The organism is Streptomyces sp. RK9, assembly GCF_045070545.1.
GTDB lineage: Bacteria > Actinomycetota > Actinomycetes > Streptomycetales > Streptomycetaceae > Streptomyces > Streptomyces alboflavus.
Window position 1 is genome coordinate 1,133,487 of the sequence record NZ_CP173704.1, and the last position, 23,973, is coordinate 1,157,459.

Genomic DNA, 23,973 nt, shown 5'->3' on the forward strand with positions numbered 1-23,973 from the left:
CCTCTCCGGCGGGGGCTGCGCGTTCTTCGGGGCGCCCGCTGCCGGGCCTGCCGCCTTTGCTTCCGGCGCCGGCCTTCGCCCCTCGGGCCGGGCTCCCTGTTCCCAGGCCCGAGGGCGGGCCCCCTCTCCGGGCACCGTGCCCTGCTCGCCCCCGGGCGGGGCCACGCCCACCCGAGATGCCGGATGCCGCACCTCATGTGACGCTGGCCGTACGCCCATTGATCCCGCCCGCGGCGCGGATCCGGGCGTTCTGCGATCTCTGCGATCTCGGCGAAGACCCGGCACCGGGAGGGGGCCAGCGCGGTGACTTCACGGCTGCGGGGCGCGCTGCGCGCGGCGGGACCACCGGTGCTGCTGGCGCTGCTGCTCCCCGCCGGACTCGGTACGCCGACGGCGCACGCGGCACCCGCCGCCCTCGCGGCTCCCGCGAGCCCTGACGCCCCCGCAGCGCCCACGGCACCTCCCGCACCCCCCACCAAGCCGTCCCCCACCGCATCCGCCCCCTACTACGGCACCGGCTCCCTCGCCGGAAGCCGGGCGGGGGAAGGGCGGCTGCGGCCCGGGCGCGCGGACCCCGTGGCCGTGCCCGACCCCGCCGTCTGGCGGCCCCTGCCGCCCCCGCCGCGCGAGGTCCGAAGGCCCGAGCGGCCGCGGGCGACCCCCGTCGAGCCCGGCTCGGCCGACGCGCCCCGGGAGCGGGCGGCCGAAGGCCCGGCGTTCCCCGGCCTGCGCGTCCTGCCGCTCGGCGGCGGGATGGTCCTGATCGGCCTGGGCCTCGGCTTCCTCGGACTGCGCCTGCGCCGTGGCTGAGCGGGGCTCGCCGGGGGCGCATCCACCGGCCAGGCGCACCAGGGGCGGATCCACCCCGGTGCGGCCCGGCGGCCACCCCTCACCCGACCGGCGCAGTCCCGCCCGCGCGAGCCCCGCCACTGCCCCGGTGGACCGCACAGTGGACAACACGCGGGCCCCCGTACACGGTGGATCATCTTCCGACGGGGGCACCACGGATGTGTGGACAACAGGTACGAGAGAATGGCGGCATGGAGATGCCGAGGAACGAACGGTCGCCGGAGAACCCCCAGGTCCTGGTCGTGGGCCAGGACGGGATGGCTCTCGGTGGCGGAGACGACGAGTCCCGCGAGGTCCCGGTGACGGACATGGTCGAGCAGCCCGCGAAGGTCATGCGCATCGGCAGCATGATCAAGCAACTTCTGGAAGAGGTGCGTGCCGCGCCTCTGGACGAGGCGAGCCGAGTGCGCCTCAAGGAGATCCACGCCAGCTCGGTGAAGGAGCTGGAGGACGGCCTCGCGCCCGAGCTCGTCGAGGAGTTGGAGCGGCTCTCGCTGCCGTTCACGGACGAGACGACGCCGAGCGACGCGGAACTGCGGATCGCGCAGGCGCAGTTGGTGGGCTGGCTCGAAGGGCTCTTCCACGGGATCCAGACGACGCTGTTCGCCCAGCAGATGGCCGCGCGGGCCCAGTTGGAGCAGATGCGCCGGGCGCTGCCGCCGGGTGTGGGCGGCGGCGAGGACGGCGAGGACGGCGGCATCGCGGGCCGCAGCGGTGGCCCCTACCTCTAGGACCTCCAGCGCCTCCAGGACCTCCGGGTCCCGTGAGGCACCGCCCGTGGCGCGAAGGGGCCCGGCACACAGAACGTGTGCCGGGCCCCTTCGCGCAGGTATGCCGGGTGGGCTCAGCCCCAGGTCGTACCCGCAGGCTCCTTGATCGTCGTGTTGATGCGGTTGAACAGGTTCGTCACGCCGATGACGAGGATCAGGGCGGACAGCTCCCGCTCGTCGAAGTGGTCGGCGACCTCGTCCCACAGCTCGTCCGGCACGGACTCCGTGGAGCGGTCGGCGAGGCGGGTGACGTTCTCGGTCAGGGCGAGGGCGGCGCGCTCGGCGTCCGTGAAGAAGGGGGCGTCGCGCCAGGCAGCCACGGCGGCGATCCGCTCCGTGCTGGTCCCGGCCTTGACCAGGTTCTCGGTGTGGCCGTGGACGCAGGCGCCGCAGCCGTTGATCTGGCTGGCCCGCAGGCCCACGATCTCCTGGATCTCCTGGGAGAGGCCGCCGTCGGCGATGGCCTTGAAGAGGGTGCCGATGCCCTTGATGCCGTCGGGGAGGACGAAAGCCGGGTTCTTCATACGTGCCTGCATGATCGTGTCCTTTGTGTTCTGAGTGGGTGTTCGTGTTCCGGTACGCGGTGGCTGTGGCCCGGCCGGTGCCTCGCCGCCCTGCTTCACTTCACTGACGGAGGGCGCGAGGCGAATGTGACCGATGCGGGGAAAAAAGTTCAGCCCGCCACCGCGATCCCGACCAGCGCGAGCGCCGACCCGGCGAACACCACCACGTGGCGGACGTTCTGCAGGACCGTCACCCAGCCGGGGAACGCGCCCTCGGCGGCCTTGAGGAACGCGGCCACGTCGATGCGGGCGAGCACCGGGTCGCCCTTGCGCCGGAAGGCGGCCTCGACGGAGCGGGTCGCGGTCAGGTTGCTGTGCAGGATCAGGGCGTTCATGGCGATGACGAGGGACTGGAAGACCCAGGTCAGCGGGTGGGACCAGGAGTGGCCCGCGAGGCCGAGCCCGGCCAGGGCGACCATCACCGCGGCGACCGCGAGGGGGGCGAGGGTCTCGTGGCCGCCCGCGTCGAAGCGCAGCCCGTTGGCCTCGAGGACCCCGGCGGGCACGCCCTGGCGGTCCAGCTCGCGGTCGGCGGCGGTCTTGGCGGCGGGGCCGAAGCGGTGGCGGACCAGCGGGATGCTGAGGAAGGCGGCGGCGACGAGCAGCTGGCAGACGGCGGCGACGGTGTTCATGGGGGCTCTCCTTGCGGGACGTGTGGGTGGGGGACAGGCCCCGCGGCGGTGACTTGAACTAAGTACAGGAAGACCGTAGAGCAGGACTTGAACTATGTGCAAGAGAGTTCTGCACTTAGTTCAAGAAGCCTGCTCCTGAACTTTGTGCGAGAGGGAGTGCGGGCCTAAGGTCGGTCCATGCCGCGCAACACGCTGACCAAGGACCAGATCATCAGGACGGCCGTCGAGCTGCTCGACGACGAGGGCCTCGAAGGCCTGAACATGCGCAGCCTCGGCAAGCGCCTCGACTCGGCGGCGACCGCGGTGTACTGGCACGTCAAGAACAAGGACGACCTCGTCGAGCTCGTCGGCGACGAGGTGTGGAACGAGATCGAGCTGGCCGACCCGGACGCCGTCGGCTGGCGCGCGGCGGTCACGTCGATGGCCGTCGGGCTGCGCGAGATGTGCACGCGGCACCCGTGGCTGGTGCAGGCCTTCGGCTCGTACTTGTTCTACGGCCCCGCCAAGGCCCGGTACGACGACCACTGTCTGGCCGTCCACGAGGGCGCGGGCTTCACCCGCGCGGAGGCGGACCGGGCCGCGGCCGGCGTCTTCACCTTCGTCCTCGGCAACGTCCTCGGCACCGCCGCCACCGCCTCCCTCACCCGCCGCCTGAGCCGCGAGGACGGCGACCCGGCCGAGCGCCTCGCGGACTTCATGGCCAAGGCCCGCAAGGTGGCCGAGGCCTACCCCCACCTGCGCACCCGCCTGGAAACCCCCGCAGCCGAATTCGGCGCCTCCCCCGAGGACACCTTCACCCACGGCCTGTCCACCCTCCTCGACGGCTACGAGACCCAACTCGCCACCCGCCGAGCCTCCTGACCCCGGGCGACGGACCCGCGACAACGGACCTGAGACGCCTGACCTGAGACAACGGCGGGGCCCGGCACGCGCATCGCGTGCCGGGCCCCGTGCGTACCTCAGGCCGAAACCGTCGTCAGGACGGATCGCCCGTCGAGATGTCGAACTGGATGTTCACGTCCTTCGGGTCGATGTCCTCGCCCGCCTTGGGCACGGTCCGCATGACCGTGTCCTGGCCGTAGGTGTTCTCGTCGACCTCGTTCTTGTCGTAGTGCCAGCCGGCCGCCTGCAGGCAGCTCAGCACCGAACGCCAGTCCTTGAAGGCGAACTCCGGCATCTTGATCTTGTCCGGGTCGTTGTACGCCGTTTCCGGCTCCGTGCACACGGTCTTCTCGACCGTCTTGGTGCGGTCCGGGCCGCGGTGGCCCGCCACCGGCTTCTTGGATTCCTTGCCGTCGCTGCCGTCGTCGCCGCCGTTCAGGGAGACCGCCGCGATGACGCCGCCGATGGCGAGCAGGGCGACGACGATCGAGCCGACGATCACCGGCATGTTGCGCTTGCGGCCGCCGCCGGAGCCGCCGGTGGGGGACGGGGCGGTGGTCGCGGGCTGCGGGGAGAGGTTGTAGGGGGGCGGGGTCTGGGCGGCCTGGGGGGCGTAGGCGTTGGTGGGGGCCGGGGTCTGGTAGCCCTGCTGGGGGTAGCCGTAGCCCGGGGTGGGGGTCGGGGCGGGGGTCGCGGGGCCGTAGGGGCCCGGCTGGTACGGGGTCTGGACGCTGCCCGCGGCCGGGGCGGCCGTGTCGACCGGCGGGAACACCGCGGAACCGACGCCCGCGCCGCTCGCGGTCTGCGCGCCGGGCACGATGTTGGGGGCCTGGGAAAGAGGGGCCTGGAAGGACTGGGCGACGCGCAGGCACTCGTCGCGCATCGCCTCGGCGGTCGGGAAGCGCTCGTTCGGGTTCTTCTTCAGCGCGCGGGCGACGATCGCGTCGATCGCGGGCGGAAGGGAACGGTTGATCGAGGAGGGAGCGACCGGCTCCTCCTGGACGTGTGCGTACGCAATCGCCAGCGGGGAGTCCGCCTCGAACGGGAGGCGTCCGGTCACCAGCTGGAAGAGCATGATGCCGACGGAGTAGAGGTCGGAGCGCGCGTCGACGCCGCGGCCGAGGGCCTGCTCCGGGGAGAGGTACTGCGGGGTGCCGACGACCATGCCGGTCTGGGTCATCGACGTGACGCCGGACTGCATGGCGCGGGCGATGCCGAAGTCCATGACCTTGACGACGTTGCGCTTGGTCATCATCACGTTGCCGGGCTTGATGTCGCGGTGGACCAGGCCCATCTCGTGGCTGATCTCCAGGGCCGCGAGCACATCGGCGGTGATCTTCAGGGCCTGGTCGCTGGGCATCGCGCCGTACTGCTGGATCGCCGCGTCGAGCACCGAGCCGAGCGGCTTGCCCTCGACGTACTCCATGACGATGTACGGCATCATCGCGCCGTCCCCCGCGGCGGAGCCGCCAATGGACAGCGTGTCCTCGCCGGTGTCGAAGACCGACACGATGTTGGTGTGCGTGAGCTTGGCCACGGACTGCGCCTCGCGGCGGAAGCGCTCGCGGAAGGACTGCTCGCGGCCCAGCTCCGTGTGGAGTGTCTTGATCGCGACCTGCCGGTCGAGCACCGTGTCGTACGCGAGGTGGACCGAGGCCATGCCGCCCTCGCCGAGCAGATCGCGCAGCTGATAGCGGCCACCGGCCAGTGAACTGCCCGCGTACCGGCCCTGAGCGCCGTCCTGGCTCATGTCGTGCGTCCCCCATCGGCGCGGGCGCGAGACGGCGCCGCTGCTGTGACTGTGACTATGGGTGCGATCGACGACGTCTTTCCGACCGTGATCGATCCGCTATTCCTGGCCAAGTCTGCCCGAGGGCCCCGACACGTCAAGCTCGGTGCCCGTTCCGTGACCGTACGCGCAAGAAGAGTCTCGGAAGCGTTACAAGTTTGCCCCTCGGGGCGCCCGGCGGGTTTGATGGCCGGTCCAGCTCGGACCGGCGGGCCCCGTGAAGGCTGTAGCGTGGCACGGCGGAGTACCCCGTACCGCTCTATCACGTATCCGGTACACGCTCCTCACACGACGGACCACGATCAGAAACGACGGCGAGGACTGATGGCACAGACGCAGCGCGCTCAGGGCCCGTCCGACCCCGAGGCGTCTGGCGGCGGAATGTCGGATGTACCCGAGATGTGGGGCAATGGCGGGCTCGTCGGGGACGGCCGGTACCGGCTCACCCGCAGGCTCGGCCGCGGTGGCATGGCCGAGGTGTTCGCCGCCGAGGACGTACGCCTCGGGCGCACGGTCGCGGTCAAGCTGCTCCGCTCCGACCTCGCCGAGGACCCGGTCTCCAAGGCCCGCTTCACGCGCGAGGCCCAGTCGGTGGCCGGCCTGAACCACCACGCGGTCGTCGGTGTCTACGACTCCGGCGAGGACCACATCAACGGCAACTCCGTGCCGTACATCGTGATGGAGCTCGTCGAGGGCCGCACCATCCGCGATCTGCTGATCAACGCGGAGGCGCCGGGCCCCGAGCAGGCCCTGATCATCGTCTCCGGTGTCCTCGAGGCGCTCGCCTACTCCCACCAGCACGGCATCGTGCACCGCGACATCAAGCCCGCCAACGTCAGCATCACCCACACCGGTTCCGTGAAGGTGATGGACTTCGGCATCGCGCGCGCCCTGCACGGGGCGCAGTCGACGATGACGCAGACCGGCATGGTCATGGGCACGCCGCAGTACCTCTCGCCCGAGCAGGCGCTCGGCAAGGCCGTCGACCACCGCAGCGACCTGTACGCGACCGGCTGCCTCCTCTACGAACTGCTCGCGCTGCGGCCGCCGTTCACCGGCGAGACGCCGCTCTCCGTGGTCTACCAGCACGTCCAGGACGCTCCCGTGCCGCCGTCGGAGGTCTCCGACGCGGCGCCGCCGGAGCTCGACGGGCTCGTCATGCGCTCCCTCGCCAAGGACCCGGACGACCGCTTCCAGACCGCCGAGGAGATGCGCGGTCTTGTCCAGTACGGCCTGCAGATGCTCGCCGAGCAGGGCAGCCACACCGGGACCTGGAACACCGGGCCCGTCGAGATGGCCGGAATGCACGAGGGCGGTCACACGCCCGCGATGGGCGTCGCCGGTACGGCCGCCATGCCGCACCCCGGTGACTCCGGCACCCAGCAGATCCCCGGGCCGATGCTGCGGCCGCCGGGCGGCGACGACGGCGGCTTCGACGGCGGTCACCGTGACGGTGGCCGGGGGCGCGGGCGCGGCAAGGTGTGGATCCTCGCCGTGCTCGCCGTCATCGCGATCGTCGCGGGTGTCGCCTTCGCGCTGTCCGCGGCGGACGACAAGGGCGACAAGAAGGACAAGACGCCCACGACTCCCTCGACGAAGCAGTCGCAGGAGAAGTCGCCCAGCAAGAGCAAGGAAGAGGAGACGCCCGACGGGGCGACTCAGCCCGGTGGCGACGGGAGCGGGGGGCAGACCGGGGACTGGACCCGGCAGCCCACGCAGGACACTCAGCAGCCTACGAAGCCGACGGATCCGCCCACGGATCCGACGGACCCGCCGACCGACCCGACGGACCCGCCGACCGACCCGACGGATCCGCCCACGGATCCGACCGATCCGCCCACCGAGCCGACCGATCCCCAGTCGCCGCCGGATGACGGGGGCAACAACGAAGGGGCCGCTCAGGGCGGCGAGGGCGACACGGAGTAACACCGCTCCGGACTGCCCACGGGGGTGTGCGACCGAGAGGCGCCGCCCCCGGCGCGGGTCAGCGTGTGGACCTTCGCCAGCTGCGGGTCTATGCGGAGGTACACCGGGTCGAAGAGGTCGCCGTCCACGTAGTGGGGGGTGGGGCCGAAGAGTTCCAGGTCGGTGGTCGTGGGGGTGAAGGTCTCGCACATGCCGACGAACTGGACCGTCCACTGGCCGTCGCGGGCCGTCTCGGTGGAGAGGTTGTCGGCGCCGTACGCGACCACGCTGCCCACGCACGCCTGGTGGTAGCCGAAGCCCCGGTGCATGCGCAGCAGGATGCGGCCGTCGACCACCACGTGCCGGGCCACCGCGAGGAAGGGCAGCGCGCGCATGCTGGTCGCCACCCTGCCGTAGTCCGTGCGCCGCAGCAGTTCGTAGGCGAGCTGTTCTTCGGTCGGCATTCCCCCACCCTGCGTCAGCGGCCCGCGCCGGAAGAAGAGCCGCCCGCCCCTCAAGAGGGGGCCATAAGTCCCGTGTAAGGCTGCCTAATGGGGCAGAGGGGACGCAGACCGTGAACAGGGGGCCGGAGGGGGCGGACAGGGGGTGGGGCGTCAGCGCCGCTCGGCCTGCATCCGGGCCACGTACGCGGCGGCCTGCGACCGGCGCTCCATGCCGAGCTTGGACAGCAGGCTGGAGACGTAATTCTTGATCGTCTTTTCGGCGAGGTGCAGTCGCTCGCCGATGACGCGATTGGTCAGGCCCTCGCCGATCAGGTCCAGGATCTTGCGTTCCTGATCGGTGAGGTTCGCGAGCCGGTCGTCGCCCTTGGGGTTCTTGCCGTCGCGCAGGCGCTCCAGGACGCGGGCCGTGGCGACCGGGTCGAGCAGGGACTTTCCGGCGGCGACATCGCGCACCGCGGAGAGGAGTTCATTGCCGCGAATGGCTTTGAGGACATAGCCGGAAGCACCGGCCATGATGGCGTCGAAGAGGGCCTCGTCATCGGCGAACGACGTGAGCATCAGGCATTTGATGTCGTCGCTCTGGGAACGGATCTCACGGCACACCTCGACCCCGCTGCCGTCCGGAAGCCGCACGTCGAGGACCGCCACATCAGGCCGCGTGGCCGGAATCCGCACCAGCGCGTCGGCCGCCGTGCCGGCCTCGCCGACCACCTCGATGTCGGACTCCACGGAGAGCAGTTCGTGGACTCCGCGCCGCACGACTTCGTGATCGTCGAGCAGGAATACGGTGATTTTTCCTTCTTCGCGCACCCTGCCAGTGTCACACATCAAGTCTTCCCGTGCCCGGGGTGGCCGGGATAACGTGCCGGTGTTCCGGCCCCCTGCCAGGCTGTGATCAGTGCTGTGACCAGGCTGTGTTTCCGTTCTTCTCGATTTAGTTGGATTTCCTAGCGGCATTTACTTGGAAATCCAAGCAAAATTGCAGGTCAGACGGGGTTTCACAGTTTTGGGACGCACTGGGTAACGTGCTTGGAGAAGGGCGCTCGCCGGAGCAACTGTCACGCCTTGTCCCGGCTGAGCCGCACCCACCCCGTGCGACGGGCTGGAATCGGGCGAGCCGTACTGGCCTCCCGGTGGACCCCGGGGGCCGGACCGACGGAGGAGCACACGTGACCGTGGAAAGCACCGCCGCGCGCACACCGCGCCGCGCAAGCAGCGGCGGCAAGCGCGCCAGTGCGAGCGCCAAGAAGACCGCGAGCCCGGGCAAGGGCGCCGCGCAGGGCAAGGACGCCGCCCAGGGCGGCGAGCCGGAGCTCGTACAGCTGCTCACGCCCGAGGGCGAGCGGGTCGAGAACTCCGAGTACGACCGGTACGTCGCGGACCTCACGCCGGAGGACCTCCGTGTCCTGTACCGGGACATGGTCCTCACCCGCCGCTTCGACGCCGAGGCCGTCACGCTGCAGCGACAGGGCGAGCTCGGCCTGTGGCCGTCGCTGCTCGGCCAGGAGGCCGCGCAGGTCGGATCGGGCCGCGCGACCCGCGCGGACGACTACGTCTTCCCCACCTACCGTGAGCACGGCGTGGCCTGGTGCAAGGGCGTCGACCCGACGCTCCTGCTCGGCATGTTCCGCGGCGTGAACAACGGCGGCTGGGACCCGAACACCAACGGCTTCCAGCTGTACACGATCGTCATCGGCTCGCAGACGCTGCACGCCACGGGCTACGCGATGGGTGTGGCCAAGGACGGCGCCGACAGCGCGGTGGTGGCGTACTTCGGCGACGGGGCCACCAGCCAGGGCGACGTGGCCGAGGCGTTCACGTTCTCCGCCGTCTACAACGCCCCCGTGGTGTTCTTCTGCCAGAACAACCAGTGGGCGATCTCCGAGCCGACCGAGAAGCAGAGCCGGGTGCCGCTGTACCAGCGCGCGCAGGGCTACGGCTTCCCCGGCGTCCGCGTCGACGGCAACGACGTGCTCGCCTGCCTGGCGGTCACCAAGTGGGCCCTGGAGCGGGCGCGCGGCGGCGAGGGACCGGCGCTGATCGAGGCGTTCACGTACCGCATGGGCGCCCACACCACCTCGGACGACCCGACGCGCTACCGGCGCGACGAGGAGCGCGAGGCGTGGGAGGCCAAGGACCCGATCCTGCGGCTGCGGGCGTACCTGGAGGCGCAGGGTCACGCGGATGAGGGATTCTTCGCGGAACTCGAGGCCGAGAGCGAGACGTTGGGCAAACGAGTGCGCGACGTGGTGCGGGCGATGCCGGACCCCGAGCCGATGTCGATCTTCGAGAACATCTACGCCGACGGGCACGCGCTCGTGGACGAGGAGCGCGCCCAGTTCGCCGCCTACCAGGCGTCGTTCGCGGACGCACCTGTGAACGCCGCCGCGGGCGGGGAGGTCAAGTAGCCATGGCCGTACAGAAACTTCCGATCGCCAAAGCGATCAACGAGTCCCTTCGCCGGGCCCTCGACACCGACCCGAAGGTCCTCGTCATGGGCGAGGACGTCGGCAAGCTCGGTGGTGTCTTCCGGGTCACCGACGGCCTGCAGAAGGACTTCGGCGAGGACCGGGTCATCGACACCCCGCTCGCCGAGTCCGGCATCGTCGGCACGGCCATCGGCCTCGCCCTGCGCGGGTACCGCCCGGTGGTGGAGATCCAGTTCGACGGCTTCGTCTTCCCCGCGTACGACCAGATCGTCACGCAGCTCGCGAAGATGCACGCGCGGGCGCTCGGCAAGATCAAGGTGCCGGTCGTCATCCGCATTCCGTACGGCGGCGGCATCGGCGCCGTCGAGCACCACAGCGAGTCCCCGGAGTCGCTGTTCGCGCACGTCGCGGGCCTGAAGGTGGTCACGCCCTCGAACGCGTCCGATGCCTACTGGATGCTGCAGCAGGCCATCCAGAGCGACGACCCGGTGATCTACTTCGAGCCCAAGCGGCGGTACTGGGACAAGGGCGAGGTCAACACCGACGCCATCCCCGGCCCGCTGCACAAGGCGAGCACGGTCCGCGAGGGCACGGACGCGACCCTCGTGGCGTACGGCCCGATGGTGAAGACCTGCCTGGAGGCCGCCGCGGCCGCCGCCGAGGAGGGCAAGTCCCTGGAGGTCGTCGACCTGCGCACGATCTCGCCGCTCGACTTCGACACGGTGCAGGCCTCGGTCGAGAAGACCCGCCGCCTGATCGTGGTGCACGAGGCGCCGACGTTCTTCGGCTCGGGCGCCGAGATCGCCGCCCGCATCACCGAGCGGTGCTTCTACCACCTGGAGGCGCCGGTCCTTCGCGTCGGCGGCTTCCACTCCCCGTATCCGCCCGCCCGGGTCGAAGAGGACTACCTGCCGGGCCTGGACCGGGTGCTCGACGCCGTCGACCGCTCGCTGGCGTACTGAGGAAGAGGGTCGTGACGACAATGACTGACACCGCTTCGGCCGTGCGCGAGTTCAAGATGCCCGACGTGGGCGAGGGACTCACCGAGGCCGAGATCCTCAAGTGGTACGTCGCGCCGGGTGACACCGTCACCGACGGACAGGTCGTGTGCGAGGTGGAGACGGCCAAGGCCGCCGTCGAGCTGCCCATCCCGTTCGACGGGACGGTGACGGAGCTGCGCTTCGCCGAGGGCGCGACGGTGGACGTCGGCCAGGTGATCATCACGGTGGGTCCGGCCGGCGGCGCCGTGCCCGCCCCCGAGGCCGCGCCCGAGACCGCCCCCGCCGCACCCGAGGAGCCCGAGGCCCCCAAGGGCCGCCAGCCGGTCCTCGTCGGGTACGGCGTCTCCGAGTCCTCCACCAAGCGCCGGGCCCGCAAGCCCGTGCCGGGCCAGGGGGATGAGCCGCCCGCCGGGACGTACTACGCGGCGGCGGTGCAGGGCGAGCTGAACGGCCACGCCCCGGCGCCCGCGGCTCCGGCCGCCCAGGCACCGGCTCCGGCCGCCCCGGCCGCCCCCCAGGTCGCCGCATCCACCGGCGCCCGCCCCCTCGCCAAGCCCCCGGTCCGCAAGCTCGCCAAGGACCTGGGCGTCGACCTGGCCACCATCACGCCGACCGGCCCCGACGGGATCATCACCCGCGAGGACGTGCACGCCGCGGTGGCCGCCCCGGCGCCCGCGCCCGCCGCGGTCACGGCCCCGGCCGCGCCCGCCCCGGCCGCCGCCCCGGTGGCGGCGGGCGACGCCCGCGAGACCCGCATCCCGGTCAAGGGCGTCCGCAAGGCCACCGCGCAGGCGATGGTCGGCTCGGCCTTCACGGCGCCGCACGTCACGGAGTTCGTGACGGTGGACGTGACGCGCACGATGAAGCTCGTCGAGGAGCTCAAGCAGGATCGTGCCTTCGAGGGGCTGCGGGTCAACCCGCTGCTTCTGATCTCCAAGGCGCTGCTCCTCGCGATCCGCCGCAACCCGGACGTGAACGCGGCCTGGGACGAGCCGAACCAGGAGATCGTCCAGAAGCACTATGTGAACCTGGGCATCGCCGCGGCGACCCCGCGCGGTCTGATCGTGCCGAACATCAAGGACGCGCACGCCAAGACCCTGCCCGAGCTGGCCGCGTCCCTGGGCGAGCTCGTGACCACGGCCCGCGAGGGCAAGACGTCGCCCGGCGCCATGCAGGGCGGCACGGTCACGATCACGAACATCGGCGTCTTCGGCATCGACACGGGCACGCCGATCCTGAACCCCGGCGAGTCCGCGATCCTCGCGGTCGGCGCGATCAAGCTCCAGCCGTGGGTCCACAAGGGCAAGGTGAAGCCCCGTCAGGTGACCACCCTCGCGCTCTCCTTCGACCACCGCCTGGTGGACGGGGAGCTGGGCTCGAAGGTGCTCGGCGACGTGGCGGCGATCCTGGAGCAGCCCAAGCGGCTGATGACCTGGGCGTAGCACCCGCCGATACGAGGGACGGGGCCCACCGCGATGTGCGGTGGGCCCCGTCTCTCGTGCTCAAGGACTGCTTCGGCAGGACGACTACGCGACCTTGAAGCCGTAGTCCATCATCTTCTTCGCGTCCGAGACCCGGGCCGCGGAGGACGTGGACGTGAGCACCGTGCCGATGACGGTCTTGCCGTTGCGCGTCGCCGCGAAGACCAGGCAGTACTTGGCCTGCGGGCCGGAGCCCGTCTTCACGCCGATCGCGCCGCGGTAGGAGCCGAGCAGGGCGTTGGTGTTCTTCCAGGGCGCCATGGTGCGGGTGCCGCCGGTCTTCGTCTTCGTCTTCGCCGTGTAGGTCTTGGTCTTCACGATCGTGCGGAACTGCGAGTACTTCATCGAGTTGCTCGCGAGCTTCGTCAGGTCGCGCGGCGTCGAGTAGTTGGCGCCGTTGCTGATGCCGTCGAACGAGTCGAAGTGCGTGTTCTTCAGCTTCAGGTCCTTGGCCGTCTTGTTCATCTGGCCGATGAAGGACTTCACGCGCTTGGCGCGGGTCGAGCCCTTGCCGTACTTGTCCGCGAGGGCGTACGCGGCGTCGCAGCCGGACGGCAGCATCAGGCCGTACAGGAGCTGGCGGACCGTCACCTTGTCGCCCACGATCAGGCGGGCGTGCGAGGCGTTGTTGCGGACGATGTAGTCGCTGTACGCCTTCTGGATCGTGACCTTCGAGTCCAGGTTGAGGTTCCGCTGGCCGAGGACCACCCGGGCGGTCATTATCTTCGTCGTCGAGCCGGTGGCGCGGCGCGTGTCCGCGGACTTGTTGAACAGTTCCTTGCCCGAGCCGTTGTTCATCAGGAAGCCGCCCTTGGCGGCGATCGACGGCTTGGGCGGCGCGGCGGCCTGCGCGGGAGCCACGGCGATGCCCGTGGTCAGGACGGCTCCGGCGGTGACGGCAGCGGCTGCGCTTATGCGGCGCACGCGCACGCCCGGGGTGCGGATTCTCAAGGTGAACGCTCCGTTGTCCCTGCTTGGTGAGGTAGTTGGCGGCTTATGTCCCGAATCTCCTTGCGATGAAGGGGAGATGGAAGAGCCGTCACAGGGATGACTGACGAGAGGGCGGAACGGATGCGTGCCAAACGGGTAAAGATGCGGCCAAGTCATGTCGTGTGGATCACGTGCGCGTGGATCACCGTCCGGATCGTGGACCGGACTCCCCGCGTATACGTGTTGTATCTATGCTGTGCGCATGCCAGCCGCCCCCTCCGCCCCCGCTGCCGCCATGACCCCGCCCCCCTCCGCCGCCGAGCCCCCCACCGCCGCCTCCCCGAAGTCGTCCCCCAAGTCCTCCCTCAAGCAGCCCCCCGCCGCCGAGCGCGTCTACGCGCACGTCAAGCAGGGCGTCCTTGAGCGCCACTACGAGGGCGGCACGCTCCTCACCGAGGGCGAGCTGGCCGAGGCCGTGGGGGTGTCCCGCACGCCGGTGCGCGAGGCGCTCCTGAAGCTGGAGGTCGAGGGGCTGCTGCGGCTCTACCCGAAGAAGGGCGCCCTCGTCCTGCCGGTCTCCGCGCAGGAGATCGCGGACGTCGTCGAGACCCGGCTGCTCGTCGAGACGCACTCGGTGCGCAAGGCGGTGCCCGCCCCCGCCGGACTCATCGACCGCCTGACGGCGCTGCTCGAACAGCAGCGGGAGCAGGCCGCGGCCGGCGACCTCGCGGCGGCGGCGAGGACCGACCGCTGCTTCCACGCCGAGATCGTCCGCAGCGGCGGCAACGACATCCTGTCCCGCCTCTACGACCAGCTGCGCGACCGCCAGCTGCGGATGGGCGTCGCCGTGATGCACTCCCACCCCGACCGCATCGCCAAGACCCTCGCCGAGCACGAGGAGATCCTCGCGGCCCTCACGGCCGAGGACGCCGAGGCCGCGGTCGACGTGGTCACGCGGCACGTCGGCTGGTTCCAGAACCTCGCCCGGGGAGCCGCACGATGACCACCGGCGCGATGGCCGCGGCCCCCAGGCTGCCCGGGGACCCGCCGGGCGGACGGCGGGCCGTGCTCGTGTGGTCCGTCGGCGTCTCCGTCTACTTCGTCGCCGTCATCTTCCGCACCTCGCTGGGCGTCGCGGGCCTCGACGCCGCCGACCGCTTCCACGTCAACGCCTCCGCCCTGTCGACGTTCTCGATACTCCAGCTCCTGGTGTACGCGGGCATGCAGATACCCGTCGGCCTGATGGTGGACCGGCTCGGCACGAAGAAGGTCCTGACCCTCGGCGTCGTCCTGTTCACCCTCGGCCAGCTCGGCTTCGCGCTCTCGCCCTCGTACGGCATGGCGCTGGCCTCGCGGGCGCTGCTCGGCTGCGGCGACGCGATGACGTTCATCAGCGTGCTGCGGCTCGGCACCCGCTGGTTCCCCGTCCGGCGCGGCCCGCTCGTCGCACAGCTCGCCGGGCTCGTCGGCATGGCGGGCAACCTGGTCTCGACGCTGGTGCTCGCCAGGGTTCTGCACGAGGTCGGCTGGACCACCGCGTTCGCGGGCAGCGCGCTCGCCGGGGTCGTCGTCCTCGTGGTGATGGCGGTGTTCCTGAAGGACCACCCGGAGGGCCACGAGCCTCAGCCGCCCGCGGCCAGGTCCGGCGGCGGACCCGGCTTCGTACGCGAACAGATCGCGCTGTCCTGGCGGGAGCCCGGCACCCGGCTCGGCCTGTGGGTGCACTTCACGACGCAGTTCCCCGCGATGGTGTTCCTGCTCCTGTGGGGCCTGCCGTTCCTGGTCGAGGCGCAGGGTCTGTCGCGCGGCGCGGCGGGGGACCTGCTCACGCTGATCGTCCTCGCGAACATGGCGATCGGCCTGGTCTTCGGGCAGGTCGTGGCCCGGCACCACACGGCGCGGCTGCCGCTCGCGCTCGGCACGGTGGGCGCGACGGCGGCCGTCTGGGCGGCGACGCTCGCCTGGCCCGGGGCGCACGCGCCACTGTGGCTGCTCGTGGTCCTGTGCGTGGTGCTCGGCGCCTGCGGTCCCGCCTCGATGATCGGCTTCGACTTCGCGCGGCCCGCGAATCCGCCGGAGCGGCAGGGGACGGCCTCCGGCATCACCAACATGGGTGGTTTCATCGCCTCGATGACGACGCTGTTCGCCGTCGGTGTGCTCCTTGACGCGACCGGCGACAACTACCGGATCGCCTTCTCGGCGGTCTTCGTCCTGGAGGCGGTCGGCCTCAGCCAGATCCTGCGGCTGCGGACCCGGGCGGCACGCAGGGAGCGGGAGCGGCTCGTGGCCAGCCGGGTGGAGACGGTGCACGTGCCCGTCTGACGGCGCCCGTCTGACGGCGCGCGTCCCCGTGGGTGGTGTACGCCCCCGGCACGCCGCGGGGGCCCGCCGCGCCGCCGGGTTCCGGGACCGCCCCGGAACCCCGGCCGGCGCGCTACGGCGTGACCGCGAACTCCCCGAGGATCGCGTCGCCCAGCTCCTGGTCGCCCTCGACCTTCACCCGGTCCTTGACGGCCGCGTACGAGACCCGCCCGCAGGCGAGACGGAAGTACGTGTCCCAGTCCATGGCGATGGTGGCGAGCGGGCCGAGCGAGGGGGCGCTGTCCACCGTCGCCCTGCCCTCCGCGTCGACGCGCACCGTGCGCAGGAACTCGACGGGACCGCTCACGTCGAAGACCACCGCGGAGTTCGCCGGGGCGCCCGCCTTCTTCGCGACCACCTTCGGCAGCCCCTGAAGGAGCAGGTCACGGACGACGTACGCGCCCGGTGACTCGATGTTCCCCGGCTTTCTGAGGGCCGTGCGCAGGTCCTGCTCGTGCACCCACACGTCGAACGCCCGCGTCCGCATGGCCAGTTCCAGGGTCTGTTCCGAGCCGAGCGGGCCGCGCACCTTCGTCGACGGGTCGCGGGACTCGTTCCGCAGCTGCCGGGAGCGGCGGATGATCGTGTACTCCAGCTCGGAGGTCATCTCCGGCGCCGTGTGGTGGCGGCGGACGTCGACCTGCATCTCCATGTAGCGCTGGGCCTCGGTCTGTACGTGGTACAGGTCGCGGGGCAGCGTGTGGATCGGGCGCGGGTCACCCAGCATCTCGCAGTCGAGGCCGATGACATGGGACACGATGTCCCGCACGGACCAGGCCGGGCAGGGGGTCGGCTGGTTCCACTCTCCCTCGGTGAGGGGGGACACCAGCTCGGATATCGCTTCCACGGAGTGGGTCCAGGCATCGGCGTAGTTTTGAAGGCTGGGATGGAGACTCACGGGACCCCTCGGCGGTCGTACGCGGGCGGTGGGTGTCTGGGACGCGTCGTGGGGGTCCGGGGGGCTCCCCCGGAAAATCACAGTACGCTGCCCGCTGGCACCCCTGCAGTGCTTTCGTGTGACGATCGTAGGCCTACTTGACGGCTCGAATGCCAGGACGGTGGTAGTGTGCGCGCCTCTCTCCTCCAGATCGCCGTAGACGATGACGAATCAGTCAATTCCCGTCGGCAGCGGGTGTCTTCGCTGGTACGCGAGGTCGCCGAGCGGGAGCGTTCCGCCCTGGTCGTGCTGCCCGAGCTGTGGACGACGGGTGCCTTCGCCTACGAGTCCTTCGACGCCGAGGCCGAGCCGCTCCAGGGGCCCACGTACGAAGTGATGGCCAAGGCCGCGCGGGAGTCCGGGGTGTGGCTGCACGCCGGGTCCATCCCCGAGCGCGCCCCCGACGGGGGTCTGTACAACACCTCGCTCGTCTTCTCGCCCGAGGGCGAGCTCGCCGCCTCCTACCGGAAGATCCACCGGTTCGGCTTCGACAAGGGGGAGGCCGTGATGATGGGCGCGGGCACGGAGCTGGTCACCGCCCGTACGCCCGAGGCCGTGCTCGGCCTCGCCACCTGCTACGACCTGCGCTTTCCCGAGCTGTTCCGGGGGCTCGTCGACGCCGGGGCCGAGGTGTTCGTCGTGCCCGCGGGGTGGCCTGCGCGGCGGCGGGCGCACTGGTCGCTGTTCGCGCGGGCTCGGGCCGTCGAGGATCAGGTGTTCGTGCTGGCCTGTGGGACCGCGGGGACGCATGCGGGGGTGCCGCAGGCGGGGGCGAGCGTGGTGGTCGACCCGTGGGGTGAGGTGTTGGCCGAGGCGGACGGGGCTGAGGAGGTTGTCCTCACGGTGGACCTTGACTTGGCCAGGGTGGCCGAGACGCGGGAAGAGTTCCCGGCGCTCAAGGACCGCAGGTTGCCGTAACGGGCACCGTGGGACGGGGCTGTGCCCACCCTCCCCCAAGCTCTCGGCTTCGCTCGAGCAGGAGGTGCCCCCATCGCCCTCTGGGCGGCCCAGCTGCCCACAGCGGTACCCGACTCAGCCGTGTCAGTCAGCGCCGCGTTCCTTCTCCGCCAGGCGGATCACGCAGACCGCGATCGCCAGGAGCAGCGCCGGGTCGGCGTCGTCGCGGGTGATGTGGACGCCGTAGGTGTCGCGGACCGAGAACCAGCGGCGGGAGATGTCGGCGAGGAGTTCGCCCTCGTACTCGATGGCGAACTCGCGGTCGAGGATCTTGCCGCTGACGTCGAGTTCGGTGGAGCCGTCGGCGAGTTCGACCCGGTAGTGGTTGCGGAGCAGGGACAGCCGCTTGCGCTTCACCCGGGCGAGCGGCTCGCCCTCGCGCTCGATCAGCATCGTGTCGCGCAGGGCGAGCATCTTCGCCCGGATGTCGATGAGGACCCGCCCCTGCATGTCCTTCAGCTCGAAGGTGTCCCGCAGGCGCATCGCCCTGCCGTCGACGAGGAAGACCTTCCGGCCCCGGTCGTCCTCGATCCAGTAGTCGTCGCCGATGCCGAAGAGCCGGTCGCGTACGAGAAGTCTCATGCGCCCATGAGTACCCCGAAACGGGCGATATCCCCCCGGCGACCGGCCGGTTCAGCCTTCCAGGAACGCAAGCAGCGCCTCCGCGAGGAGGTGCGGGTCGTCCGCGCCGCACAGCTCGCGCGCGCTGTGCATCGACAGGATCGCCACGCCGATGTCGACCGTCTTGATGCCGTGCCGCGCGGCCGTGATCGGGCCGATCGTCGTGCCGCAGGGCATCGAGTTGTTGGAGACGAACGCCTGGAACGGCACGCCCGCCTTCTCGCAGGCGGCGGCGAAGACGGCACGGCCGCCGCCGTCGGTGGCGTACCGGTTGTTGACGTTCACCTTCAGGATCGGGCCCTTGTTGGCGCGCGGGTGGTGCGTCGGGTCGTGCCGCTCGGCGTAGTTGGGGTGGACGGCGTGGCCGGTGTCGGAGGACAGGCAGACGGTGCCGGCGAAGGCCCGCGCCTTGTCCTCGTACGTACCGCCGCGCGCGAACACCGAACGCTCCAGGACCGTGCCGAGCAGCGGGCCGTCGGCGCCGGTGTCGGACTGCGAGCCGTTCTCCTCGTGGTCGAAGGCGGCGAGGACGGGGATGTACGGGAGCGCGTCGGCATCGGGGCAGGTGGCCGCGGCGGCGAGCGCCGCCGTACCGGCGTGCACGGACAGGAGGTTGTCCATGCGGGGGCCCGCGAGCAGGTCGCGGTCGCGGCCCAGGTACGCGGGCGGCTCGATGGAGTGGGTCATCAGGTCCCAGCCGGTCACCTCGCCGGGGGCGAGTCCGCACTCCTCCTCGACGAAGCGGATCAGGTCGCCCTCGCGGACGTCCTCGCCGAGGCCCCAGATGGGCTGCATGTGCTTCTGCTTGTCGAGCTTCAGGCCGTCGGTGTGCACCGAGCGGTCCATGTGGATGGCCAGTTGGGGTACGCGGAGCAGGGCGCGGTCGATGTTGACCAGGCGGGAGGTGCCGTCGCGCAGGGACAGGCGGCCCGCCAGGCCCAGGTCGCGGTCCAGCCAGGAGTTGAGCAGGGGGCCGCCGTAGATCTCCACGGCCACCTGGCGCCAGCCGTGGGCGCCGGTGTCCGGCAGGGGCTTGACGCGCAGGTTCGGGGAGTCGGTGTGGGCGCCGACGATGCGGTACGGGGTGTGGGGGGCGGTGCCCTCCGGGACGTACCACGCGACGATCGCGCCGCCCCGCAGCACGTACTTGCCGCCGGTCGAGCCGTCCCAGGTGTCGGTCTCGGCGACCTGCCGGAAGCCGGCCTTCTCCAGGCGCTCGGCGGCGCTCGCCACGGCGTGGTACGGGGAGGGGCTCGCCGCCAGGAAGGTGATGAGGTCGTCGGTGTGGCCGCGGTCGAAGCGGGAGGGTGTGCTCATGGCGTCACCTTAGCTACGCCCCTGCGGGGGGCTGGGGGTGGTTCTTTCGTGTGCGGCGCCGCCGGGGCTGTTCCTGTCCCGCCGCTTCGCGGCGGATATCTCCCACCCTCCCCCAAGCTCTTAAGGAGCAGGGGGGACCCCCATCCCATTTCTGCCTCACGGCGAGGTGGACGCCGCCCGTGGGGTGTGTTCGCCGTCGGCGGCTGCGGCTGGGCACAAGGACATGACGGTGGCCCGGTCCCCGGGGCGGAGGAGCGGGCCACCTGGTCTCGGAGGGGGCGGGCTAGAACGCCGCCTCGTCCAGCTCCATCAGGTCGAGGGTGACCGTTTCGGAGAGGGCGCGCTGGGTGGCGACACCCGGCAGGACGTTCGCGGCGAAGAACTTGGCCGCGGCGATCTTGCCCTGGTAGAACGCCTGGTCCTTCGCCGTGGCGGTCTCCAGCTTCTCGGCGGCGACGGCGGCCCCCCGAAGCAGCAGATACCCGACGACGACGTCGCCGGAGGCGAGGAGGAGGCGGGTGGTGTTGAGGCCGACCTTGTAGATGGACTTGACGTCCTGCTCCGTGGCCGCGAGGTCGGTGAGCATGACGCCGACCATGGCCTCCAGCTCGACGGCCGCCTTGGCCAGCTCCGCACGGGCCCCGGCGAGCTGCTCGCCGCCGGTGCCGACGGCGAGGAACTTCTTGATGTCCTCGGCGAGGCCGTTCAGCGCGGCACCCTGGTTGCGGACGATCTTCCGGAAGAAGAAGTCCTGGCCCTGGATCGCGGTGGTGCCCTCGTAGAGGGTGTCGATCTTGGCGTCGCGGATGTACTGCTCGATCGGGTACTCCTGGAGGTAACCCGAGCCGCCGAAGGTCTGGAGCGACTGCGCCAGCTGCTCGTAGGCCTTCTCCGAGCCGTAGCCCTTCACGATGGGCAGGAGCAGGTCGTTCAGGGCGTGGAGCTGGGAGGCGTCCTCGTCGTTCGCCTCCTTGACCGCGATCTCGTCCTGGACGGCGGCGGTGTGCAGGACGAGGGCGCGCATGCCCTCCGCGTACGCCTTCTGCGTCATCAGGGAGCGGCGCACGTCCGGGTGGTGAGTGATCGTCACCTTCGGCGCGGTCTTGTCCATGAACTGGGCGAGGTCGGGGCCCTGGACGCGCTCCTTGGCGTACTCCAGGGCGTTCAGGTAGCCCGTGGAGAGCGTCGAGATCGCCTTCGTGCCGACCATCATCCGGGCGAACTCGATGATGCGGAACATCTGGCGGATGCCGTCGTGCTTGTCGCCGATCAGCCAGCCCTTGGCGGGGTGCTGGTCGCCGAACGTCATCTCGCAGGTGTTGGACGCCTTCAGGCCCATCTTGTGCTCGACGTTGGTCGCGTAGACGCCGTTGCGCTCGCCGAGCTCGCCGGTCTCCCAGTCGAAGTCGTACTTCGGCACGAGGAAGAGGGACAGGCCCTTGGTGCCGGGGCCGTGGCCCTCGGGGCGGGCGAGGACGTAGTGGAGGATGTTCTCCGACATGTCGTGCTCACCGGACGTGATGAAGCGCTTCACGCCCTCGATGTGCCAGGAGCCGTCCTCCTGCTGCACGGCCTTGGTGCGGCCCGCGCCCACGTCGGAGCCCGCGTCCGGCTCGGTGAGGACCATCGTGGAGCCCCACTGCTTCTCCACGGCGATCTCGGCGACCTTCTTCTGCGCCTCGTTGCCCTCCTCGAAGAGGATGCCGGCGAAGGCCGGGCCCGAGGAGTACATCCAGACCGCCGGGTTGGCGCCGAGCAGCAGCTCCGCGTACGCCCAGATCAGGGAGCGGGGGGCGGTGGTGCCGCCGATCTCCTCGGGGAGGCCGAGGCGCCAGTACTCGGAGTCCATGAAGGCCTGGTAGCTCTTCTTGAAGGAGGCCGGGACCGGGGCGGTGCTGGTCGCCGGGTCGAAGACCGGCGGGTTGCGGTCGGCGTCCTCGTAGGACTCGGCGAGCTCGTTCTCGGCGAGGCGGCACAGCTCGCTGAGGATGCTCTTGGCGGTCTCGACGTCCATCTCCGCGAACGGGCCGCTGCCGTACAGCTTGTCGCGGCCGAGCACCTCGAAGAGGTTGAACTCGATGTCGCGGAGATTCGACTTGTAGTGCCCCATGGCGACGGCTCCGTAAGTGGCTTGGGAGGCTGGAATCCTCGTGGGCGTACCAGTAAGTAGCTAGTCGTTGACCATGATGCTACCCGTCGGTAATAAGGGGCAACCCCTGATGGCCCAAGTGTGAGCAGGGTCTATTTGGGCGGGGCCGCTTCCGGATCGTGGCTAGGACCTCGTCCGCGCCCCGGCCTCCACCTCCGCCTCGGCCAGGAAGTCGGTGATCAGCTGCTGCCACTCGGCGGGGGCCTCGGCGAAGGGGAGGTGGCCGGTGGCTGTCTCGGCCACTCGGGCGCCCTTGATCCCGGCCGCGACCTCGCGCTGGAGGGCGGGCGGGACAAGCTGGTCCCGGGTGGTCGTGATGACCAGGGTCGGGGCGGTGATCGCGGCCAGGTCGGCGCGGACGTCCGTGCGGATCACCAGGTCCACCTGGTCCGCGGTGCCCTCCGGGGCCGAGTCCGCCGTGCCCCGCAGGGTCGCCGCGAGCTGCTCCGGGGTCAGGGCGTCCAGGGCCTCGGGGCTCAGGGCGAGGGGGAGCAGGAAGCGGGCCAGCGTGTCCCGGTCGCGGGACGAGGTCGGCTTGTCCTGGTCGCGGGACGGGGCCAGGTGGTGCCAGGTCTGGGCGGTGAGGGTCATGCGGGTGTCCGGGCGGGCGAAGGGGGCCGTCAGGACCAGGGCCTTCACCCGGTCCGGGTGGCGGGCCGCCGTGCGGACGGCCACGGCGGTGCCCAGTGAGTACCCCGCCAAAGCGAAGGTGTCCGCGCCCTCCGCGTCGGCCGCGGCGATCAGCTCGTCCGCGAGGGTGTCCAAGGTCAGGGGCTCCTTTGCGCGGGGCGTCCGCCCCGACCCCGGATAGTCGACGGCCACGGCCCTGTGGGCCGCCGCGAGCCCCGGCAGGACGGCCCCGAAGTTCGCCTCCACGGAGCCGCCCGCGCCGTGCGCCAACAGCAGGGCGGGGCCCTTTCCGGCGGTGGTCCGGGCGTACGGCGCCCCGGTCGTGTGCGTGCGCGTGCTCGTGCCTGCGGACATGCTTGGGTCCCCCTAGGGTTCGAGTATCTGTAGCCCCCGCTACAAAAACGGTAACCGCCCTCTCACACCTTTGTCTAGTGACCGCTACATAAACTCCCGCCGCAGGCCACGCGGCCCGGGGCGGAGAGCGCACCGTGGGCCGGGGCTGTGCCCACCCTTCCCCAAGCTCTCGGCTTCGCTCGAGCAGGGGAGACCCCTATCGCCCTGCGGGACGATTGCCCACAGCGGTGGCGGCAGTCGCGGTGACGGCGGGCTCTCGGGTCGGAAGTGGGCAGGTGGGTGGCACGGGTCCGCAGGCGCCGACGGCGAAGGGCCCCCGCGGGCGGCGTTCACCTCGTGGTGGGCCAGAAGCGGGTGGGCGGGTGGGAGGGGGCGGCGCCCCGGGCCGGCCGGGGCGTGGGGCGCCCTGGGCCCCACGGAACCGGCGTCCGCGTATGGCGCCCCCGCCAGAATCGGTACGCTGGCCCGTATGTACGGCTACGACCAGCACGCGGGTGTCGGGCAGGGGTACGTCCCGCCGCAACAGCCGCCGCCGCAAGCGCAATCGCCCGGTGGTTACGGCCAGCAGCCCCCGCTGTATCCGGAGCCGTCGCCTCCGTCCCTCGCGGACGCGGTGCGCGCGTTCACCACGGGCTCGATGGCCGCCGAGGACTTCCAGCAGGTCTTCGCGACGTCGAAGGTGTACTGCCCGCGCGGCGACAACCCCGGCTTCCTCGCGCTGCACAACACCCAGCAGCCGGTCATCCCGATGTTCACGTCGCTGAAGGAGCTGCGCCGGTACGCCGGCAAGGACTCCAAGTACTTCGTGATCACCGGCGCGGAGGTCATCGACCTGCTGCCGACCGGCTACGGCTTCGTCCTCGACATGGAGGGCGAGCACCGCATGGTGTTCGACGCGAAGGCGGTCGAGCAGATGGTCGACTTCGCCATGCGCCGCATGTACGGATGACGG

General features: G+C 71.0%; 22 protein-coding genes. 11 read left to right on the forward strand and 11 right to left on the reverse strand.

Annotation, left to right across the window (positions count from 1 at the left end; translation table 11 throughout):
• Positions 1 to 303: 303 nt before the first annotated feature.
• On the forward strand, positions 304 to 810 hold the full coding sequence (locus tag AB6L24_RS25235; RefSeq protein ID WP_405658716.1) for a hypothetical protein: 507 nt from the start codon (positions 304 to 306) through the stop codon (positions 808 to 810).
• 230 nt (positions 811 to 1,040) lie between these two features.
• The gene (locus AB6L24_RS25240) at positions 1,041 to 1,580 is read left to right on the forward strand and encodes a bacterial proteasome activator family protein (RefSeq protein WP_380842918.1); all 540 of its coding nucleotides are present in this window, start codon (positions 1,041 to 1,043) and stop codon (positions 1,578 to 1,580) included.
• A gap of 113 nt (positions 1,581 to 1,693) precedes the next feature.
• Here AB6L24_RS25240 and AB6L24_RS25245 read toward each other — a convergent pair whose 3' ends face one another.
• A complete protein-coding gene (locus AB6L24_RS25245) occupies positions 1,694 to 2,155 on the reverse strand; it encodes a carboxymuconolactone decarboxylase family protein (RefSeq protein WP_405658718.1) in 462 nt (153 codons plus the stop codon).
• Between the two features lie 137 nt (positions 2,156 to 2,292).
• Positions 2,293 to 2,814 carry a hypothetical protein gene (locus tag AB6L24_RS25250; protein ID WP_405658720.1) on the reverse strand — a complete coding sequence of 174 codons (522 nt, stop codon included), beginning with the start codon at positions 2,812 to 2,814 and terminating at the stop codon, positions 2,293 to 2,295.
• A 177-nt stretch (positions 2,815 to 2,991) separates the two neighbouring features.
• Here AB6L24_RS25250 and AB6L24_RS25255 point away from each other — a divergent pair, with 177 nt between their 5' ends.
• On the forward strand, positions 2,992 to 3,675 hold the full coding sequence (locus AB6L24_RS25255; RefSeq protein ID WP_405658722.1) for a TetR/AcrR family transcriptional regulator C-terminal domain-containing protein: 684 nt from the start codon (positions 2,992 to 2,994) through the stop codon (positions 3,673 to 3,675).
• 115 nt (positions 3,676 to 3,790) lie between these two features.
• Here the strand turns inward: AB6L24_RS25255 and AB6L24_RS25260 are convergent, their stop codons facing one another.
• On the reverse strand, positions 3,791 to 5,446 hold the full coding sequence (locus AB6L24_RS25260) for a protein kinase domain-containing protein (protein WP_405658724.1): 1,656 nt from the start codon (positions 5,444 to 5,446) through the stop codon (positions 3,791 to 3,793).
• Positions 5,447 to 5,809: 363 nt separating this feature from the next.
• Between AB6L24_RS25260 and AB6L24_RS25265 the strand changes: the two genes are divergently transcribed.
• Positions 5,810 to 7,411, forward strand: coding sequence for a protein kinase domain-containing protein (locus AB6L24_RS25265; RefSeq protein ID WP_405658726.1), 1,602 nt, complete (start codon positions 5,810 to 5,812; stop codon positions 7,409 to 7,411).
• Here AB6L24_RS25265 and AB6L24_RS25270 read toward each other — a convergent pair.
• Both AB6L24_RS25270 and AB6L24_RS25275 read right to left on the reverse strand, forming a co-directional pair.
• Positions 7,384 to 7,854: a pyridoxamine 5'-phosphate oxidase family protein gene (locus tag AB6L24_RS25270; protein WP_405658728.1), complete on the reverse strand. Its 471-nt coding sequence runs from the start codon at positions 7,852 to 7,854 to the stop codon at positions 7,384 to 7,386. The genes AB6L24_RS25265 and AB6L24_RS25270 overlap by 28 nt on opposite strands.
• Positions 7,855 to 8,004: 150 nt before the next feature.
• A complete protein-coding gene (locus AB6L24_RS25275) occupies positions 8,005 to 8,664 on the reverse strand; it encodes a response regulator (protein WP_385709629.1) in 660 nt (219 codons plus the stop codon).
• 359 nt (positions 8,665 to 9,023) lie between these two features.
• On the opposite strand from AB6L24_RS25275, the gene pdhA reads away from it, so the two are divergent.
• From pdhA to AB6L24_RS25290, 3 genes are read left to right on the forward strand one after another with little or no spacing between them, the layout of a single operon-like run.
• Complete coding sequence (gene pdhA, locus AB6L24_RS25280) at positions 9,024 to 10,262, forward strand: pyruvate dehydrogenase (acetyl-transferring) E1 component subunit alpha (RefSeq protein WP_405658730.1); 1,239 nt, start codon at positions 9,024 to 9,026, stop codon at positions 10,260 to 10,262.
• Positions 10,263 to 10,264: 2 nt separating this feature from the next.
• Positions 10,265 to 11,245, forward strand: coding sequence for an alpha-ketoacid dehydrogenase subunit beta (locus tag AB6L24_RS25285; protein ID WP_405658733.1), 981 nt, complete (start codon positions 10,265 to 10,267; stop codon positions 11,243 to 11,245).
• Between the two features lie 20 nt (positions 11,246 to 11,265).
• Positions 11,266 to 12,726, forward strand: coding sequence for a dihydrolipoamide acetyltransferase family protein (locus AB6L24_RS25290; protein ID WP_405663318.1), 1,461 nt, complete (start codon positions 11,266 to 11,268; stop codon positions 12,724 to 12,726).
• A gap of 84 nt (positions 12,727 to 12,810) precedes the next feature.
• Here AB6L24_RS25290 and AB6L24_RS25295 read toward each other — a convergent pair whose 3' ends face one another.
• Positions 12,811 to 13,716: a D-alanyl-D-alanine carboxypeptidase family protein gene (locus tag AB6L24_RS25295; RefSeq protein ID WP_405658736.1), complete on the reverse strand. Its 906-nt coding sequence runs from the start codon at positions 13,714 to 13,716 to the stop codon at positions 12,811 to 12,813.
• 274 nt (positions 13,717 to 13,990) lie between these two features.
• Here AB6L24_RS25295 and AB6L24_RS25300 point away from each other — a divergent pair, with 274 nt between their 5' ends.
• A complete protein-coding gene (locus AB6L24_RS25300) occupies positions 13,991 to 14,698 on the forward strand; it encodes a GntR family transcriptional regulator (RefSeq protein WP_405663321.1) in 708 nt (235 codons plus the stop codon).
• The gene (locus AB6L24_RS25305; protein WP_405658738.1) at positions 14,695 to 16,017 is read left to right on the forward strand and encodes a nitrate/nitrite transporter; all 1,323 of its coding nucleotides are present in this window, start codon (positions 14,695 to 14,697) and stop codon (positions 16,015 to 16,017) included. Before AB6L24_RS25300 ends, AB6L24_RS25305 begins: the two co-directional genes overlap by 4 nt.
• A gap of 112 nt (positions 16,018 to 16,129) precedes the next feature.
• Here the strand turns inward: AB6L24_RS25305 and AB6L24_RS25310 are convergent, their stop codons facing one another.
• Complete coding sequence (locus AB6L24_RS25310) at positions 16,130 to 16,954, reverse strand: maleylpyruvate isomerase family mycothiol-dependent enzyme (RefSeq protein WP_405658740.1); 825 nt, start codon at positions 16,952 to 16,954, stop codon at positions 16,130 to 16,132.
• 168 nt (positions 16,955 to 17,122) lie between these two features.
• Between AB6L24_RS25310 and AB6L24_RS25315 the strand changes: the two genes are divergently transcribed.
• Positions 17,123 to 17,911: a carbon-nitrogen family hydrolase gene (locus AB6L24_RS25315; RefSeq protein ID WP_405658742.1), complete on the forward strand. Its 789-nt coding sequence runs from the start codon at positions 17,123 to 17,125 to the stop codon at positions 17,909 to 17,911.
• A gap of 123 nt (positions 17,912 to 18,034) precedes the next feature.
• Here AB6L24_RS25315 and AB6L24_RS25320 read toward each other — a convergent pair whose 3' ends face one another.
• From AB6L24_RS25320 to AB6L24_RS25335, 4 genes are all read right to left on the reverse strand, one after another.
• Positions 18,035 to 18,532 (reverse strand): LURP-one-related/scramblase family protein, encoded by a 498-nt coding sequence (locus tag AB6L24_RS25320; RefSeq protein WP_405658745.1) that lies wholly within the window; start codon positions 18,530 to 18,532, stop codon positions 18,035 to 18,037.
• A gap of 51 nt (positions 18,533 to 18,583) precedes the next feature.
• Positions 18,584 to 19,888: a M18 family aminopeptidase gene (locus tag AB6L24_RS25325; RefSeq protein WP_405658747.1), complete on the reverse strand. Its 1,305-nt coding sequence runs from the start codon at positions 19,886 to 19,888 to the stop codon at positions 18,584 to 18,586.
• A gap of 283 nt (positions 19,889 to 20,171) precedes the next feature.
• On the reverse strand, positions 20,172 to 21,998 hold the full coding sequence (locus AB6L24_RS25330) for an acyl-CoA dehydrogenase (RefSeq protein WP_405658749.1): 1,827 nt from the start codon (positions 21,996 to 21,998) through the stop codon (positions 20,172 to 20,174).
• A gap of 162 nt (positions 21,999 to 22,160) precedes the next feature.
• Complete coding sequence (locus AB6L24_RS25335; protein WP_405658752.1) at positions 22,161 to 23,021, reverse strand: alpha/beta fold hydrolase; 861 nt, start codon at positions 23,019 to 23,021, stop codon at positions 22,161 to 22,163.
• 469 nt (positions 23,022 to 23,490) lie between these two features.
• Between AB6L24_RS25335 and AB6L24_RS25340 the strand changes: the two genes are divergently transcribed.
• Positions 23,491 to 23,970, forward strand: a complete 480-nt coding sequence (locus AB6L24_RS25340; protein WP_030362335.1) for an SseB family protein — start codon at positions 23,491 to 23,493, stop codon at positions 23,968 to 23,970.
• Positions 23,971 to 23,973: the final 3 nt, after the last annotated feature.

What these genes read in the sequence shown, in the direction of transcription:
- AB6L24_RS25290 (WP_405663318.1), top strand. Translation starts at nt 11,266, where the DNA reads ATGACTGACACCGCTTCGGCCGTGCGCGAGTTCAAGATGCCCGACGTG.
- AB6L24_RS25340 (WP_030362335.1), top strand. Translation starts at nt 23,491, where the DNA reads ATGTACGGCTACGACCAGCACGCGGGTGTCGGGCAGGGGTACGTCCCG.
- AB6L24_RS25270 (WP_405658728.1), bottom strand. Translation starts at nt 7,854, where the DNA reads ATGCCGACCGAAGAACAGCTCGCCTACGAACTGCTGCGGCGCACGGAC.
- AB6L24_RS25260 (WP_405658724.1), bottom strand. Translation starts at nt 5,446, where the DNA reads ATGAGCCAGGACGGCGCTCAGGGCCGGTACGCGGGCAGTTCACTGGCC.
- AB6L24_RS25250 (WP_405658720.1), bottom strand. Translation starts at nt 2,814, where the DNA reads ATGAACACCGTCGCCGCCGTCTGCCAGCTGCTCGTCGCCGCCGCCTTC.
- AB6L24_RS25255 (WP_405658722.1), top strand. Translation starts at nt 2,992, where the DNA reads ATGCCGCGCAACACGCTGACCAAGGACCAGATCATCAGGACGGCCGTC.
- AB6L24_RS25320 (WP_405658745.1), bottom strand. Translation starts at nt 18,532, where the DNA reads ATGAGACTTCTCGTACGCGACCGGCTCTTCGGCATCGGCGACGACTAC.
- AB6L24_RS25285 (WP_405658733.1), top strand. Translation starts at nt 10,265, where the DNA reads ATGGCCGTACAGAAACTTCCGATCGCCAAAGCGATCAACGAGTCCCTT.
- AB6L24_RS25265 (WP_405658726.1), top strand. Translation starts at nt 5,810, where the DNA reads ATGGCACAGACGCAGCGCGCTCAGGGCCCGTCCGACCCCGAGGCGTCT.
- AB6L24_RS25240 (WP_380842918.1), top strand. Translation starts at nt 1,041, where the DNA reads ATGGAGATGCCGAGGAACGAACGGTCGCCGGAGAACCCCCAGGTCCTG.
- AB6L24_RS25325 (WP_405658747.1), bottom strand. Translation starts at nt 19,888, where the DNA reads ATGAGCACACCCTCCCGCTTCGACCGCGGCCACACCGACGACCTCATC.
- AB6L24_RS25305 (WP_405658738.1), top strand. Translation starts at nt 14,695, where the DNA reads ATGACCACCGGCGCGATGGCCGCGGCCCCCAGGCTGCCCGGGGACCCG.
- AB6L24_RS25330 (WP_405658749.1), bottom strand. Translation starts at nt 21,998, where the DNA reads ATGGGGCACTACAAGTCGAATCTCCGCGACATCGAGTTCAACCTCTTC.
- AB6L24_RS25300 (WP_405663321.1), top strand. Translation starts at nt 13,991, where the DNA reads ATGACCCCGCCCCCCTCCGCCGCCGAGCCCCCCACCGCCGCCTCCCCG.
- AB6L24_RS25245 (WP_405658718.1), bottom strand. Translation starts at nt 2,155, where the DNA reads ATGCAGGCACGTATGAAGAACCCGGCTTTCGTCCTCCCCGACGGCATC.
- AB6L24_RS25335 (WP_405658752.1), bottom strand. Translation starts at nt 23,021, where the DNA reads ATGTCCGCAGGCACGAGCACGCGCACGCACACGACCGGGGCGCCGTAC.